The organism is Streptomyces sp. R44 (genome assembly GCF_041053105.1).
Classification (GTDB): Bacteria; Actinomycetota; Actinomycetes; order Streptomycetales; family Streptomycetaceae; genus Streptomyces.
The window spans coordinates 3,757,918-3,772,693 of sequence record NZ_CP163444.1 but is presented as its reverse complement, the minus strand read 5'-3'; the positions used below and the strand labels follow the sequence as shown (position 1 = coordinate 3,772,693).

The 14,776-nt window shown below is 73.7% G+C and carries 13 protein-coding genes; 7 read left to right on the top strand and 6 right to left on the bottom strand.

Features of this window, described 5'->3' with window-relative positions:
* The first annotated feature begins 73 nt into the window (after positions 1-73).
* Together AB5J54_RS17350 and AB5J54_RS17345 are read left to right on the top strand one after the other, a co-directional pair.
* The gene (locus AB5J54_RS17350) at positions 74-652 is read left to right on the top strand and encodes a TetR/AcrR family transcriptional regulator (RefSeq protein ID WP_369149371.1); all 579 of its coding nucleotides are present in this window, start codon (positions 74-76) and stop codon (positions 650-652) included.
* Positions 653-760: 108 nt separating this feature from the next.
* Positions 761-2,647: a long-chain fatty acid--CoA ligase gene (locus AB5J54_RS17345; RefSeq protein WP_369144817.1), complete on the top strand. Its 1,887-nt coding sequence runs from the start codon at positions 761-763 to the stop codon at positions 2,645-2,647.
* A gap of 48 nt (positions 2,648-2,695) precedes the next feature.
* On the opposite strand, the gene AB5J54_RS17340 is transcribed toward AB5J54_RS17345, so the two are convergent.
* From AB5J54_RS17340 to AB5J54_RS17330, 3 genes are all read right to left on the bottom strand, one after another.
* Positions 2,696-3,352 carry a pyridoxal 5'-phosphate synthase gene (locus AB5J54_RS17340; protein WP_369144816.1) on the bottom strand — a complete coding sequence of 219 codons (657 nt, stop codon included), beginning with the start codon at positions 3,350-3,352 and terminating at the stop codon, positions 2,696-2,698.
* Positions 3,349-4,611 (bottom strand): FAD-dependent monooxygenase, encoded by a 1,263-nt coding sequence (locus AB5J54_RS17335; protein WP_369144815.1) that lies wholly within the window; start codon positions 4,609-4,611, stop codon positions 3,349-3,351. The genes AB5J54_RS17340 and AB5J54_RS17335 overlap by 4 nt, the downstream gene beginning before the upstream one ends.
* A gap of 123 nt (positions 4,612-4,734) precedes the next feature.
* Complete coding sequence (locus AB5J54_RS17330) at positions 4,735-5,898, bottom strand: acetyl-CoA acetyltransferase (protein WP_369144814.1); 1,164 nt, start codon at positions 5,896-5,898, stop codon at positions 4,735-4,737.
* Positions 5,899-6,004: 106 nt separating this feature from the next.
* On the opposite strand from AB5J54_RS17330, the gene AB5J54_RS17325 reads away from it, so the two are divergent.
* Positions 6,005-7,201 carry an acyl-CoA dehydrogenase family protein gene (locus tag AB5J54_RS17325; RefSeq protein WP_369144813.1) on the top strand — a complete coding sequence of 399 codons (1,197 nt, stop codon included), beginning with the start codon at positions 6,005-6,007 and terminating at the stop codon, positions 7,199-7,201.
* Positions 7,202-7,672 (top strand): nitroreductase family deazaflavin-dependent oxidoreductase, encoded by a 471-nt coding sequence (locus AB5J54_RS17320; RefSeq protein WP_369144812.1) that lies wholly within the window; start codon positions 7,202-7,204, stop codon positions 7,670-7,672.
* A 133-nt stretch (positions 7,673-7,805) separates the two neighbouring features.
* Here the strand turns inward: AB5J54_RS17320 and AB5J54_RS17315 are convergent, their stop codons facing one another.
* Positions 7,806-8,453 (bottom strand): TetR family transcriptional regulator, encoded by a 648-nt coding sequence (locus AB5J54_RS17315; protein WP_041129739.1) that lies wholly within the window; start codon positions 8,451-8,453, stop codon positions 7,806-7,808.
* 374 nt (positions 8,454-8,827) lie between these two features.
* Here AB5J54_RS17315 and AB5J54_RS17310 point away from each other — a divergent pair, with 374 nt between their 5' ends.
* Together AB5J54_RS17310 and AB5J54_RS17305 are read left to right on the top strand one after the other, a co-directional pair.
* A complete protein-coding gene (locus AB5J54_RS17310) occupies positions 8,828-9,619 on the top strand; it encodes a VOC family protein (protein ID WP_369144811.1) in 792 nt (263 codons plus the stop codon).
* Positions 9,620-9,761: 142 nt separating this feature from the next.
* Complete coding sequence (locus tag AB5J54_RS17305) at positions 9,762-12,236, top strand: PQQ-binding-like beta-propeller repeat protein (protein WP_369144810.1); 2,475 nt, start codon at positions 9,762-9,764, stop codon at positions 12,234-12,236.
* Here the strand turns inward: AB5J54_RS17305 and AB5J54_RS17300 are convergent.
* Positions 12,233-12,829: a hypothetical protein gene (locus tag AB5J54_RS17300; RefSeq protein ID WP_369144809.1), complete on the bottom strand. Its 597-nt coding sequence runs from the start codon at positions 12,827-12,829 to the stop codon at positions 12,233-12,235. The genes AB5J54_RS17305 and AB5J54_RS17300 overlap by 4 nt on opposite strands.
* Positions 12,830-12,954: 125 nt before the next feature.
* On the opposite strand from AB5J54_RS17300, the gene AB5J54_RS17295 reads away from it, so the two are divergent.
* A complete protein-coding gene (locus tag AB5J54_RS17295) occupies positions 12,955-13,572 on the top strand; it encodes a hypothetical protein (protein ID WP_369144808.1) in 618 nt (205 codons plus the stop codon).
* Between the two features lie 3 nt (positions 13,573-13,575).
* Here AB5J54_RS17295 and AB5J54_RS17290 read toward each other — a convergent pair whose 3' ends face one another.
* Entirely contained in the window at positions 13,576-14,745 is a 1,170-nt protein-coding gene (locus AB5J54_RS17290; protein ID WP_369144807.1) for a hypothetical protein, read from the bottom strand.
* Positions 14,746-14,776 lie beyond the last annotated feature (31 nt).

Genomic DNA, 14,776 nt, shown 5'->3' with positions numbered 1-14,776 from the left:
CTCGGGAAGGTTGGACGCCGTGGCCGGTGGGGCGAAGGGGCGGCGGTTGCCGCGGGTGGTGCGGGAGCGGCAGATGGTGGACGCGGCCGTGCGGTGCTTCGCGCGGCAGGGGTATCAGGCGGCTTCCATGGACGGGATCGCCGAGCTCGCCGGGGTCTCCAAGCCACTGGTCTATCTGTATGTCGGGTCCAAGGAGGAGCTGTTCACGACCGTCATCCGGCGGGAGGCCGGGGCGTTGCTCGGGGCTGTGGCCGCCGGGGTCGGGGGGCCCGGGGTGCCGCCCGACGAGCGGCTGTGGGCGGGGCTGCTGGCCTTCTTCACGTATGCCGCCGAGCAGCCGGACTCGTGGGTGGTGCTGAGCCGGCAGGCGCGGACGCACGGGGAGCCGTTCGCCGGGGAGGTCGCGCGGATGCGGGACGAGATCGTGGCCTTCGTGGCCGGGCTGATCCGGGAGGCGGCGGGGGAGTCGGGCATCACCGGGCGGGACGTCGACGCGCTGGCGCAGGCGCTCGTGGGGTCCGCCGAGTCCTTGGCGAGCTGGGCGAACGAGACCCCCGGGGTGACGGCGAAGGAGGCCGCGGCGACGCTGATGAACTTCGCCTGGGCGGGGCTCGGAAACCTCATGAAAAGCGGGCGCTGGTCTCCCCGTTGAGGCTTACCGCACAGTAAGGTTACCGGCTAGTCAAGGCAGTCGAGGCACCACAGGGCTCAACGTACCGACGCACGACCTCAGTTCATCGCGCAGACCGAGGAGCCGCCCGTGTCCGTCGTCACCGCCGCAGCCGGGACCGATCCCGTCGAGCCGCACCGGGTCGTCGTGGACGGTGTGGTGCGGGAAGTGTCCGTGCCCGCGCTCGTGCCCCAGGTGGCCCGCGGTTCGCTCGCCGACCTGCCGTACGACAACGCCCGGCAGGATCCCGAGGCCGTCCTCTTCTCGCGGAAGGACGTGGAGGGGGAGTGGCGCGACGTCACCGCGGCCCGTTTCGCCGCCGAGGTGCACTCCGTCGCCAAGGGCCTCATCGCCCACGGCCTGCGCCCCGGCGACCGGCTCGCCCTCATGGCCCGCACCACCTACGAGTGGACCCTGATCGACTTCGCCGCCTGGGCCGCCGGACTCGTCACCGTCCCCGTCTACCCCACCTCCTCCGCCTTCCAGACCCGCTGGATCCTCCAGGACTCCGGTGCCACGGCCTGTGTCGTCGAGGACGCCGAGCAGGCCCGGCTCGTCTCCGCCGAGCGGCGGCAGCTGACCGGCCTCGCCCACCTCTGGGTCCTCGGCACCGGCGCCGTCGACCAGCTCCGCAGGGCCGGCGCCCGGGTCGCCGACGAGGCCGTCACCGCCCGCCGGGGACTGCTCACCCCGGAGACCCTCGCCACCCTCATCTACACCTCCGGCACCACCGGCCGGCCCAAGGGCTGCGCCCTCACCCACGCCAACTTCTTCGCCGAGGTCGACAACGCCGTCCGGCTCCTCCACCCCGTCTTCGTCTCGGAGAGCAAGGAGCCCGCCGCCACCCTCCTCTTCCTGCCGCTCTCCCACGTCTTCGGCCGGATGGTCGCCGTCGGCTGTGTCCGCGCCCGCGTCCGCGTCGGGCACGCGCCCTCCGTCGAGGGCGAGGAGCTCCTCACCGACCTGGCCGCCTTCCGGCCCACCTTCCTCCTCGCCATCCCGTACGTCCTGGAGAAGGTCTTCAACAAGGCCCGCGCCACCGCCGAGCGCGGCGGGAAGGGCGCCGGCTTCGACCGGGCCGCGAAGATCGCCCGCCGGTACGGGCAGGAGCCCTCGCCCTCGCTCTCCCTGCGGGCCGCCCGGGCGCTCTACGACCCGCTCGTCTACCGCCGCATCCGCACCGCGCTCGGCGGCCGCGTGAAGTACGTGATCTGCGGCGGCTCACCGCTCGGCGCCCCGCTCGCCGAGTTCTTCGCGGGCGCCGGCGTCGAGGTCTTCGAGGGGTACGGCCTGACGGAGACCACCGCCGCCTCCACGGTCACCCCGCCGCGCCGGCCGCGCACCGGGACCGTCGGCTGGCCGCTGCCCGGCACGGCCGTCCGGATCGCCGACGACGGCGAGGTCTGGCTCAAGGGCGCCCACGTCTTCGCCGGCTACTGGGACGCGCAGCGCGGGGCGGCCCTGCCGTACACCGACGGCGGCTGGTTCCCCACCGGGGACCTGGGCTCGCTCGACGCGGACGGCTATCTGCGGATCACCGGCCGGAAGAAGGACATCCTCATCACCTCGGCCGGCAAGAACGTCGCCCCGGCCCCGCTGGAGGACTGGCTGCGCGCCCACCCGCTGGTCGCCCAGTGCATGGTGCTCGGCGACGACCGCCCGTACATCACGGCCCTGATCACCCTGGACCACGAGGGCCTGACGCACTGGCGGCGGATGCGGCACAAGGACCACCTGGCGCTCTGGGAGCTGGCCCGTGACCCGGAGCTGCTCGCCGCGCTCCAGCGGGGGGTGGACGACGCCAACCGGCTGGTCTCGCGGGCCGAGTCGATCCGCGCCTTCCGGGTCCTGAGCACCGAGTTCTCGGAGACCTCCGGGCATCTGACGCCGTCCCTGAAGCTCAAACGGCGGGCGGTGCTGCGGGACTTCGCCCGGGACATCGAGGAGATGTACGGCTCCGAGGGGACGCGCCCGTAGCGGCGCCCGGAGCCCGGCGCGGAGGCTGTGCCGGACGCGCAGGAGCGGTCAGGGCCAGAGGAGTTCGCGGGTCCAGTCCCCGTCCGGCGTGCGGCGGTAGCGGAGGCGGACGTGGCGGCGGCGGGCGTCGCCCTGGAAGAACTCGACCTCGGCCGGTTCGACCACGTAGAGGGTCCAGCTGGGGGCGGGCGCGTCCGGTTCCGCCTCGGCCCGCCGCCAGGCCGCCTCGCTCGCCTCGGCGAGGGTCCCGGGGGAGTCGAGGACCTCGCTCTGCCGGCCCACGAGCGCCGCGGCGAGGGCGCCGGTGGTGCGGGCGTGGAGGTCCTCGTACGCCTCCTCGGGGGTGCCGGTGGTGACGTGGCCCCGGATGCGGACCTGGCGGCCCTGGACCGGCCAGTAGAAGCCGAGCGCGGCCTCGGGGCGGGCGGCGAGCTGGCGGCCCTTGGCGCTGCCGGCGTGCGAGGCGAAGTGCCAGCCGCGGGCGTCGGCGTCGTGCAGCATCACCGTACGGACGTCGGGCCTGCCGTCCTCGTCCACGGTGGCCAGGGAGAGGGTGTGCGGCTCGGTCTGGCCGGCCGCGGCCGCCGCCGTGAACCAGTCGTGGAAGAGGGGGAGCGGCTCGGGCGGGGCGCTCGCCGGGTCGAAGGACGGGAGTTCGGTGTCCCAGACCCTGAGGGAGCGGAGGGCGTGGTGGAAGTCGGTCATGCGGTCACGGTAGGGCGTGCGGTGGTGCCGGCGGCGGCCGGTGCCGTGTAGTCGACCAGCGGGACCGCGTTGGCCGCGGCCTGGATGCTGTCGCGGATCTTCTTCGCGATGAGGTTCTTCCAGGGGGTCTTCGGCAGCGTCCGGACCATGAACATGCGCAGGGCGATCTTCCACTTCGAGCCGACGGTCATCTCCTTGACGAAGCCCTCGGCCATCTTCTGGTTCTGCTCCACGCCCGGCCGCATGAGCTGCTCGTAGCGGGCGAAGGCGACGGTGTGGTCGCCGCCGGCGCGGGCCAGTTCGCCCGCCAGGACGTAGGCGCCGGTGAGGGCGAGTCCGGTGCCCTGGCCGGAGGCGGGGGAGGAGCAGTGGGCGGCGTCGCCGAGGAGGACGACGCGGCCCCGGGACCAGCTGTCCATCTCGACGAGGGACATGGAGTCGAGGTAGAAGTCGTCGGCCTGGGCGGCGTGGCCGAGGAGCCGGGGGATCTCCCAGCCGTCACCGGTGAAGGTGTCGGTGAGGGCGCGCTTCTGGGCGGTGACGTCCCGGGGGTCGTGGCGGAGTTCCGGCGAGGAGAAGATGAAGAGGTTCTTGGCGTCGGTCTCGCCGGACGAGCTGTAGACGCAGACCAGCTTCCCGGGGAGCGCGTGGTAGGTCTCCCAGCGGTCCAGGCCCAGGTGGTTGGGGGCCGTGAAGATGGAGATGTACGCGCCGAGGTGGCGCTTGAACCGCTCCTCGGGGCCGAAGGCGAGCTTCCGGGTGTTCGAGTGGAGGCCGTCGGCGCCGACGACCAGGTCGAAGCGGCGGACGGTGCCGGACTCGAAGGTGACGGTGACGCCGTCGGCGTCCTCCGCGAGCGTGGCGATCGAGTCGCCGAAGACGTACTCGACGTCCTCGCGGGTCCGGTCGTAGAGGATGCGGGCGAGCTCGCCGCGCATGATCTCGTCGTCCTCCTCGACGCGGCCGCCGAAGATGTCGGCGGGCAGCTCGCCGATGGTGCGGCCGGCGGCGTCGACGTACGAACCGCCGCGCATGTCGGTGGACTTGGCGCGGATCTCGTCGAGGATCCCCATCCGGCGGCAGACCTCGATCGCGGTGCCGCGGATGTCCACCTTGTAGCCGCCGGTGCGCAGTTCGGGGGCGCGCTCGACGACGGTGGGGGCGAAGCCGTAGCGGTGCAGCCAGAGGGCGAGCGCGGGGCCGGCGATGGAGGCGCCGGAGATCAGGACGGTCTTGGCGGTGTGCGTGTTGCTGGTCATGGCAGGACTCCTTGTCGGGTGTCTGCGGGCCGTTCCCCTGCCCGCAGACATGACTATACGGATGTCCTACACGGTTGTCTATGACGCTTGTGTAGATCGCTTGTATAGATTCTTGCGCGAGGGTCAGTCGCGGCCGAGGACCACCGTCCCCGAGGAGCAGAACCAGCCCCCCGTCCCCGAGGCCACCGCCAGCCGCGGCAGCGACCCGTCCGGCCGCCGCACCTGCAACCCGGGTGCCTCGCCGCGGAGTTGGCGCACCGCCTCCACCAGCAGGAACAGGCCCCGCATGCCCGGATGGCAGGCCGAGAGCCCGCCGCCGTCGGTGTTCACCGGAAGGCCGTCCTTCTCCTGGACGAAGGCCCCGCCCTCGCCCTTCGCGCAGAAGCCCAGGTCCTCCAGGGTCACCAGGGTCATGTAGGTGAAGGCGTCGTAGATCTCGGCGACGTCGATGTCCGCGGGCCGCACGCCCGCCCGCTCGAAGGCCAGCCGGCCGCTGACCGCGGCGGGGGAGACCGTGAAGTCCTCCCACTCGGACATCGTGGTGTGCGAGACGTGCTCGCCCGTGCCGAGCACCCAGACCGGGGTCGTACGGCAGTCCTGGACGTACTCCTCGGCCACCAGCAGCACCGCGCAGCCGCCGTCGCTGCGGATGCAGCAGTGCAGCTTGGTGAAGGGGTCCGCGATCATCGGCCCGTCCAGGACCTCGTCGACCGTGATCGGCTCGCGGAACATCGCCTCCGGGTTCAGCGCGGCGTTCGCCCGCGCCCGCACCGCCACCTCGGCGAGCTGCTCCAGGGTCGTGCCGTACTCGTGCATGTGGCGGCGGGCGGCCATCGCGTACTTGGCGATCAGGGTGTGCCCGTACGGGACCTCGAACTGGAGCGGGCCGCGCGCGCCGAAGGAGAGGTTCGAGGTGCGGCGCCGGGCCCGGATGTCGGCGCGGGCGGTGGAGCCGTACACGAGCAGGACGGCGTTCGCGTGGCCCGCGGCGATCGCGTCGGCGGCGTGCGCGGCCATGACCTCCCAGGTGGCGCCGCCGACGGCGGTCGAGTCCACCCAGCGGGGCCGCAGGCCCAGGTACTCGGCGACCTCGACCGGGGCGAGCGTGCCGAGGCCCGCCGAGGCCAGGCCGTCGATCAGCGAGCGGTCGAGGCCGCTGTCGGCGAGGGCGCGCCGGGCGGCCTGGGCGTGCAGGGCGTAGGGGGTGGCCTCGTCGACCCGGCCGCAGTCGGAGAGGGAGACGCCGACGACGGCGACGCGGCGGGCGCTGCGTGTGGTGGTGGGCATGAATCTGACGGTACATCAGATTCTCTGAATCGGGACCGGCGCTTCTCTGGGCAACCACCCCTGCACCGCCCTAGCATGACGCACCGTCAGATACGGAGGGAGCTCCATGGACACCTCGCCATCCGCCCCGCCGGCGCAGCCGCTCACCGTCCCGCTCACCCAGGAGCAGCAGGAGATCCGCCGCACCCTGCGCGAGCTGCTCGCCGAACGGGCCGGACCGCACGCGAACCGCGCGGCCACCGCCACCCCCGAGGGGTACGACACCGCGCTCTGGGCCCAGCTGTCCGCCGGCCCCGGCCTCGCCGGACTCGCCCTCCCCGAGAAGTACGGAGGCACCGGCCGCGGCCCCGCCGAACTCGCCCTCGCCTGCGAGGAGACCGGCCGGGCCCTCGCCCCCTCCCCGCTCCTCGCCACCACCGTTCTCGCCGCCCCGCTCCTCGCCGCCCTCGGCACCCCCGCCCAGCGCGCCGAGCACCTCCCGCGCATCGCCGCGGGCAGCCTGACCTGCGCCCTCGCCGCCCCCACCGGCCTCGCCCTCGCCCTCGGCCTCACCGGCGACAACACCGCCGGGGACTGGTCCGGCGGCGGCCGCGCCGGCGGCATCCAGGCCGCGCGCACGGCGGACGCCGGCTGGCGCCTCTACGGCGAGGCCGCCCAGGTCATCGACGGACACAGCGCCGGACTGCTCCTCGTCGCCGCCCACGCCGGCGGCTTCGCCCGCAGCCGGACCCTCCTCTTCCTCGTACCCGCGGACGCCCCCGGGCTCGTACGGACCCGGGAGCCCGCCCTCGACGCCACCCGGACGCGCGCCACCGTCCAGTTCCGGGACACCGCCGCCGAACTCCTCGGCGAGGAACCCGCCGACGTCCTCGGCGCCCTCGCCGCCACCGGCCGCACCGCCGCCGTCATGCTCGCCGCCGAGGCGGTCGGCGCCGCCGCGGCCGCCCTCGACCGCGCGGTCGCTCACCTCGGCCCCCGGGAGCGCGCGGCCCGGCCCGCCGACGGCTCCCTCCACGCCGCCCGGCACCGCCTCGCCGAGCTGTACGTCCAGGTCGAGGCGGCGCGTGCGCTGACCTACTGCGCGGCCCGCGAACCGGGGCCGGGACCCGACGGCGGCCCGCTCGCCCTCGCCCACGCCCTGGAGGCCCTGCGCGCCACCGCCGACGAGTCCCACGCCGGGGAGGGCGAGGCACACCTCTGCTTCAGGCGGGCCGCCTCCGACGAACTGCTCTTCGGCCCCGCACGGCGGCTGCGCGCCCGCGCCGCGGAACGGACCGGACTCTTCGGAGAGGAGGCGGCGTAGATGCCCGTCGGACGGAAGCTCGTGCAGAAGGTGTCCTCGACCCGGACCTTCGCCAAGGTCGCCCCGCACGTCATCCCGGCCATGGACCGGGCCGTGCACCGGCTGACCGGAGGAAAAGTGCTGCTCAGCGCCCGGATGCTGCCCGGGGTGATCCTCACCGCGAAAGGCGCGAGGAGCGGGCAGCCCCGGGTCACCCCGCTGGCCTGCATGCCCGAGGGGGACGGCCGCTGGCTCCTGATCGGCTCCAACTTCGGCCGCCCGGGCCACCCGGCCTGGACCGCGAACCTGCTCGCCCACCCGGACGTCGAGGTCAACTGGCGGGGCGAGGACGTACCCGTACGGGCGGAGCTGCTCACGGGTGAGGAACGGGCGGCGGCCTGGAAGGCGGCGCTGGAGTTCTGGCCGCCGTACGCCACGTACCAGGCGCGGATCGAGCGCGAGATCCGGCTCTTCCGGCTGACCCGGAGATGAGAGCCCGGCCCCGGACACGGCGAAGGGCGGTCCGGCCCCGGACACGGCGACGCCGACGGCGTCCGCTCCGGTTCGGGGGAGCGGGCCGCCGCCGGCGTCGGCGACAGGACGGGTGAAGGAGAGGGGTCCGGGGCTATCTGGTCGGCTTCTTGCCGGTGATGCCCAGGTGCACCAACAGGGCCAGGTTCGGCTTGAGTTCGGCCTGCTTCACGCCCCAGGTCTGGAAGCCCTTCTGGTGGCCGGCGACCGAGGCCAGCATCGCCACCAGGGAGCCGGCCATCGCGGCGGGGCTGACGTCCTTGTCGACCTTGCCCTTGGCCTGGAGCTCCTTCACCGCGTCCGTGAGGGAGTTGGTGACCGAGTTCAGGATCTTCATGCGGATCTTGTAGAACCGCTTGTCGCCCTCGGCGGCGCCGAGGTCCACGACCCGCAGGATCGCGTCGTGCTTCCGCCAGAAGTCCAGGAAGCCCTCGACGAGTTCCTCCGAGGTCTGCCAGCCGGCCTTGCCGACCCAGGAGCGGCCGGAGACCAGCTCGGTCAACGCGGCGCCCTCCTTGGCCATTTCCTCCGCGATCTCGAGGACCGCTCCCTCGACGTCCGGGAAGTACTGATAGAACGTCGCGGGTGAAGTACCCGCCTTCCGGGCCACATCGATGACCTTGACGTCCCGGTAGGGCGAGGAGCTGAGCATCTCACCGAGGCAGTCGAGCAGCTTCTGCCGCGTCGCCTGACCGCGTCGTCCGGCCACGCGGCCGTCGACGGTGCGTACTTGTCCTGTCATGCCGTCAGCTTACCGAGGGGGGGTCGGCGCGCGATTCGGCCGACTGCAAATGGGGTGCACGCCCGTTCCGCGAGGTCGGCACGGTCCCGGCGCGGGAGCATGGGGGCGGGTTCGAGCCACCTTCGGAGCCTGCCGGGAGACCCCCGCACCCGGCCCTCGCCCGGCCCGCACCCGGCCCTCGCCCGGCCCGCACCCGGTCCTCGCCCGGCTCGAACCCCGCCCGCGCCCTGCCCGTACTCGAATAGGCTTATGAACAGGCTGTGGACAACTTCGGTGGACAACCCAGGCGGCACAAGGGTTCCGCCCCGATAAATCGTCCCTTTGTTCGTATGTCGGGGCGTGCGGGACCGCCCCCGCCGCCCTAGCGTGTGGACATGGCCGTACGTACTGAGGGCACCCCCTGCTGGGTGGACGCACAGCTCCCCGACCTCGAAGCGGGCAAGCGCTTCTACGGCGAGCTCTTCGGCTGGACCTTCGACCCCGAGCGCGACGAGGCCCTCCTCGACGGCCGCCGGGTCGCCGGGCTCGTCCCCAAGCGCGACGGGCGCATGCCCACCACCTGGACCCTCTACCTCGCCACCGAGAACGCGGGCACCCTCGCCGCCCGGATCAAGGCCGCCGGCGGGCAGATGGTCATGGAGCCCTACCCCGTCGGCCCCTTCGGCATCTACGCCCTCGCCGCCGACCCCGGCGGCGCGGTCTTCGGCATCCGCCAGGAGGGCGACGACGACGGCTTTGAAGTCATGAACGAGCCCGGTGCCTTCTGCTGGATGGAGGTCTACACCCGCCGCCCGGACGCCGTGGACACCTTCTACGCCACCGTCTTCGGCTACCTCGGCCGCCAGGCCGACGCCGAGGAGGAGGGCAGGGACTCCGGCTTCGACTACCGCGTCTGGTCGCCCCCCGGCTCCCGGCCCGGCGACGACAGCGCCTTCGGCGGACGGGCCGTGATCACCGACGACTTCCCCGCCGAGATGCCCGGCCACGTCCTCGTCTACTTCGCCGTAGCCGACACCGACGAGGCCTGCGAGACCACCGTCCGGCTCGGCGGCCGCATCGCCACCCCGGCCTTCGACACCCCGCACGGCCGCATCGCCGTCCTCCACGACAACCAGGGCGCCCGCTTCGCCGTCCTCGCCGAACCGAAACCGTCCGGTAAGGCCTGAACCGTCCGCACCTGCGCTGCCCGGTGCTTATGAGGTGTGACACCCCGATCCGCCCCCGGGTTCGCAACCGGGCCCTCGGACAGGAAGAATCAGGGTCCACGGGGCCGTACCCTCATGGCCCGTACGGGGAGGTGGCAGGCAAGTGGAACAGCTGACGCAGCACGACCCGAGACGTATCGGGCCCTTCGAGGTGCTGGGCCGGCTCGGCGCGGGCGGAATGGGCCTGGTCTATCTCGCGCGCTCGGCCTCGGGCCGGCGCGTGGCGATCAAGACCGTGCGCACGGAGCTCGCGGAGGACCAGCTGTTCCGGGTCCGCTTCACCCGGGAGGTGGAGGCCGCCCGGGCGGTCTCCGGCTTCTACACGGCCGCCGTCGTCGACGCCGACCCGCGCGCCGCCGTGCCCTGGCTGGCCACCGCCTACGTCCCGGCGCCCTCCCTCGAAGAGATAGTGAACGAGTGCGGGCCGCTCCCGGCCCAGGCCGTCCGCTGGCTCGCCGCGGGCGTCGCCGAGGCCCTGCAGTCCATCCACGGCGCGGGGCTGGTCCACCGAGACCTCAAGCCCTCCAACGTCCTCGTCGTCGAGGACGGCCCCCGGGTGATCGACTTCGGCATCGCGTCGGGCGTCTCCAACACGCGCCTGACCATGACCAATGTCGCCGTCGGCACCCCGGCCTACATGTCGCCCGAGCAGGCCCGCGACTCGCGCAGCGTCACCGGCGCCAGCGATGTCTTCTCGCTGGGCTCGATGCTGGTCTTCGCCGCCACCGGGCACGCGCCCTTCCACGGCGCCAACCCCGTCGAGACCGTCTTCATGCTGCTGCGGGAGGGCCCCGACCTGGAGGGCCTCCCGGACGAGCTGCGGCCGCTCATCGACTCCTGCATGCAGATGGACGTCACGCGCCGGCCCACCCCGGCCGACCTCCAGGCGCAGCTGGCCCCGCACCTCTTCGGCCCCGGCAGCGACGACAGCGGCACCGCCTCCGCGTGGCTGCCGCTGAGCGCCACCGCCATGATCGAGCGCCGTCGCGGCGGCGGCCGTCAGCTGCCCAGCCCGACCGCGCCGCCCCCGCCCCCGGCGGACCCGCCGGGCCCCCGCCAGGACCCCCGCTTCCCGGAGCGACCGGAGCGGGCACCCGAGCGGGCACCGGAGCGGGCGCCGGAGCGGTCACCCGGGCGGGCGCCGGAGCACGCGCCCGTCGGCGGCCGGCACGCCGGGCCCTCCGAGAGCGCGGGCGGTCCCGTGCGCCTCGGCGGCGCGACCGTGCCGATCGGCCCCGGCCCCCGGGTCGCCGACACCCGGGCGGCGCTCGCCGTCGGGCGGGGCGCCGACGCGGGCCCCGCGACCGGCTGGATCCGCCCGCCCGGCGGCGGCCCGCACGGCGCCGAGCAGGCCCCGCAGCACGGCTCGCGCCCGGTGTCCGTGCCCTCGCAGGGCACCGACCAGACGGCACCGCAGCCGCCGCCGGAGCCCGGCCACTGGCGGCCCTGGCGCTTCCGGATGTCGAACGACGTCTGGGGCACCCCGGTCGTCGACGGCGATCTGCTGTACGTGACCTCCTTCGAGGTGCACGCCCTGGACACGGGGAGTGGCCGGCGCCAGTTCAAGACCCGGGACGTCGCCTGGTCGATGGCGGTCTCCTCGGGCCGCATCCACGCCTCCGACGGCCCCACCCTCTACGCGCTCGACGCCGACGACGGCAGCGAGCGCTGGCGGCTGCACACGGACGCCTGGGTGTACGCGCTCCAGGTCGACCGGGGCACCGTCGTCACCGGTACGCGCGGCGGCGGGGTGCAGGGCTGGGAGGCCTCCAACGGCGCCAAGCTGTGGGAGCTCACCGGCGCCCAGACCGACTTCGAGACCCCGGAGGCGGGGCCCGCCGTGCACGGCGACACCGTGTACGTGTGGCGGGACGCCCGGCTCCAGGCCCTCGACGCCCGCACGGGCGTGGAGCGCTGGTCGTACCCGATCGGCGACGCCGCCTCCTGCGGCAACGTGCCGGTCCGGGTGGCCCCGGCCGAGGACGGCTGTGTGTACGTCTCCGCCGGGACCAGGGTCCTGTCGATCGACATCGCCGGCGGGCACGTCCGCTGGCACTTCGAGGCGCCGGCCGTCTTCCTCTCCCCGCCCGCGTTCGCGCCGGGACCGGCCGTCACCGGCGGCGGGGTGTACCTCTCGGACCACCTCGGCACGGTGTACGCGCTCGACGCCACCACCGGGCAGGACCGCTGGCGGATCGCGACCGAGCCGCGCCAGTCCACCGAGCCGGTGCTCGTCGCCGACGGCAACGTGCACGTCGGCAGCGGCAGCGCGCTCTACACGCTCGACGCGGTCACCGGCACCCCCCGGTGGCGGTTCGCGGCGGGCGGCGAGCTGGTCGGCTCCCCGGTCGTCGCCGACGGCCGGGTGCACTTCGGCTCGGCCGACCACGTCCTGTACACCCTGGACGCGACCGGCGGGCAGCTCCGCTGGAAGCTCGCCACCGGCGGCGAGATCACCGGCTCGCCGGTGGCGAAGGGCGGGGTCGTGTACGCGTGCAGCAAGGACCGCTGCGTGTACGCGCTGGACGCGGTCAAGGGCACGGCGACCGGCAGGGGCGCGGCCGCGCCGCGCGGCTAGGGACCCCGGGGGCCGTCCTGCCCGGGCGGCTCCTGCTGGGGCCACGTCAGCGTCTGCTCCGACGGACTCGGGTCCGCCGGGGGCCGGTCCGGCGGAGGTGCCGAGGGCCCCGGCGGGCCCGTCGGCGGGCCGTCCAGGGGCGGGCGGCCGCGCGCCGGCGCCCGGTCCACCCGGTGCGTGCGTCTCCGTCCCGACATGACGAGCGCGCCCAGGAGCATCAGGACGCCGCCGCCGAAGGCGACGGCGACCCCTTCGCCGAGCCCCGTGCCGTCCGCGTCGATGGTGAGGCTGCCCTCCGCCTCCCCCACCCGCACCATCCACAGGATCGTGAAGCCCAGGACGACGAGCCCGGCGAGGGCGACGATCAGCCGGGAGCGGAGCACCACGCCGACCAGGGCGACGAGGGCTGCGAAGGCGAGGGGGAGCAGGATCGAGCCCAGGACTTCGGCCTTCTTGTCGGTGACGCCGGTGAACAGCTCCCCGATGGCGTAGTCGCGCCCGTGACGGCCGTCGTACCAGGCACGGAAGGGGCTCCAGACGGCGGCCGTCGCTCCGGCGAGAGCCAGGACCGAGCCGGCGATGTTGCGGATCATCGATGCGGCCTCCTCGGCGGTCCGGCCCTCGTTCCCGACGCTACGCCGGGTGAGGGGGCCCCGCCACGTGGCACGGACCCGACGCTAGGGTGGCGCGGACACGACAGACAGAGGAGAGGGCGGCGATGGTACGGACACGCCTGAAGCTCGCGGCGACGCTCACGGTGGTGGTCCTCGCGCTGACCGGCTTCCACACCGGCAAGGGCGGCCACGGCAGCAGCGGTGGCAGCGGGAAGAGCAAGAGCGGGAAGAGCAAGAGCCGGAGCCACTCCGACGACGACGATTCGGGCGGCGGCTGCTCCAGCGACGAGCAGGGCAACAACGACTACAACGACTACGACGGCTCGGGCGGCTCCACGCCGAGCGTCAGCCCTTCCCCCACCTCCGCGAAGGTCGAGGTCGTGGTCGTCGACTGCGTGAAGCCGGCCCAGAAGAAGCGCAAGGGCAAGCCCGCCCGCAAGGCGGACACGACGTCCACCCTGAGGATCACCTCGCGGGACGCGGTGGCGGGGACGTACGAGGTGACGCTGGAGTTCAAGGGCGTCACGGGTTCGGCGGTCGACTCGGTCACGACCGTCGTCACCGTCGGGTCCTACGAGACGAAGACCTTCGAGGTCGCGATGAAGACCCCGAAGGCCGTCGACAAGGTGAAGGACTGCTACGTCTACGACGTGCGCGCGAAGGCGACGGCTTCTCCGACCGCCTCCACGTCCGCTTCCGCGACCGCGTCCCCCAGCAGCTGACCGTCAGTTCCAGCGGATCAGCGCCGTGCGGAGGTTGTCCTCCGGGTCGGCGACCGGCGGGTCCACGCTGGTGATCTTCACCGGGGCCCCGCCGTTGAAGTCCCCGCGGAAGAGGCCTCGCCTGCCGTCCTCGCCCTTGGAGAGGAACGCGAAGCTCTTGCCGTCCGCGGAGAGGACCGGCTGGCCGTTGATCCGGTCGTTCTCGGGGACGAGGTCCTCGGTCTTCAGGAGCTTCGTGTAGTCGGCGGAGAACGTCAGCTGCTTGAAGTCGCAGACCAGGGTGGTGGCGTTCCGCCAGAAGGCCGGCTCGCAGAACTCCCGGTTGTCCTCGTCGAGGCCCTGGGTCTTGATGTCGGTCAGGTAGACCCCGGCGCCGATGCCGTCACCGTCGGGGCGGACCTTGCTCAGGCGGACGCCGTACGTCGTGTTGCCCGTCGCCACGACTCCGCCGGCGGGGACCGCCGGCGCGTGGATGTCGTCCGTCGCGAGCACCGTCTCCGCCGTGGCGCCGTCCTTCTCCAGAAGACCGGGGATCTTCTCGTCGGGGGTCTTCTCCTCGGTCTTCAGGCCGCCCTTGGGGTCCCGTGAGGCGACGGCGCCGGCGTCGGCGGACGAGGTGTCGAGGCGCCCCATGTCGTACCAGAGGCGGTCGGTCACCGGGTGGAAGGCGGCGCCGCCGTTGTCCGGGCGCTTCGTGAAGGAATCGGGGTCGGGCGGGGCGACCTCGCGGCCGGTGGCGAGGTCGAAGGCGGCGGCGCGGTCGCCGTCGACCAGGCCGGCGACGAGCGTGAGGTCCTTGTTGAAGGCCGAGTTGACGCGGTAGCTGGGCCCGTCGCCGTCGCAGCCGGTGATCGGCTCGGTGCCGGCCGGCATGGTGGTGGCGCGCTCGCCGACGAAGGCGCCGTCCTTCGCGGCGAAGGAGCGCAGGATGACCTGGTAGCCCTTGCCGCCGGTGCCGTCTTCGAGGGTCTGGCAGAAGGCGACCGTGAGGCTGCCCGGCTGCGCGAGCGAGGCGGTCTTCGCCGCGCCGCCGTCGCCGTCGCCCTGGCCGGCCTCACCGCCGCCCCCGCCGCCGGTGCCCGCGCCGGTCACCGGGTCGTTGCCGCCGCCGCAGGCGGCCAGCAGGAGTGCGGCTCCGGCCGCGAGTCCGGCCTTGGCGATTCGTCGTCCCATCACAGCTCCCCGTTGCGTGCCACAGCGGCCG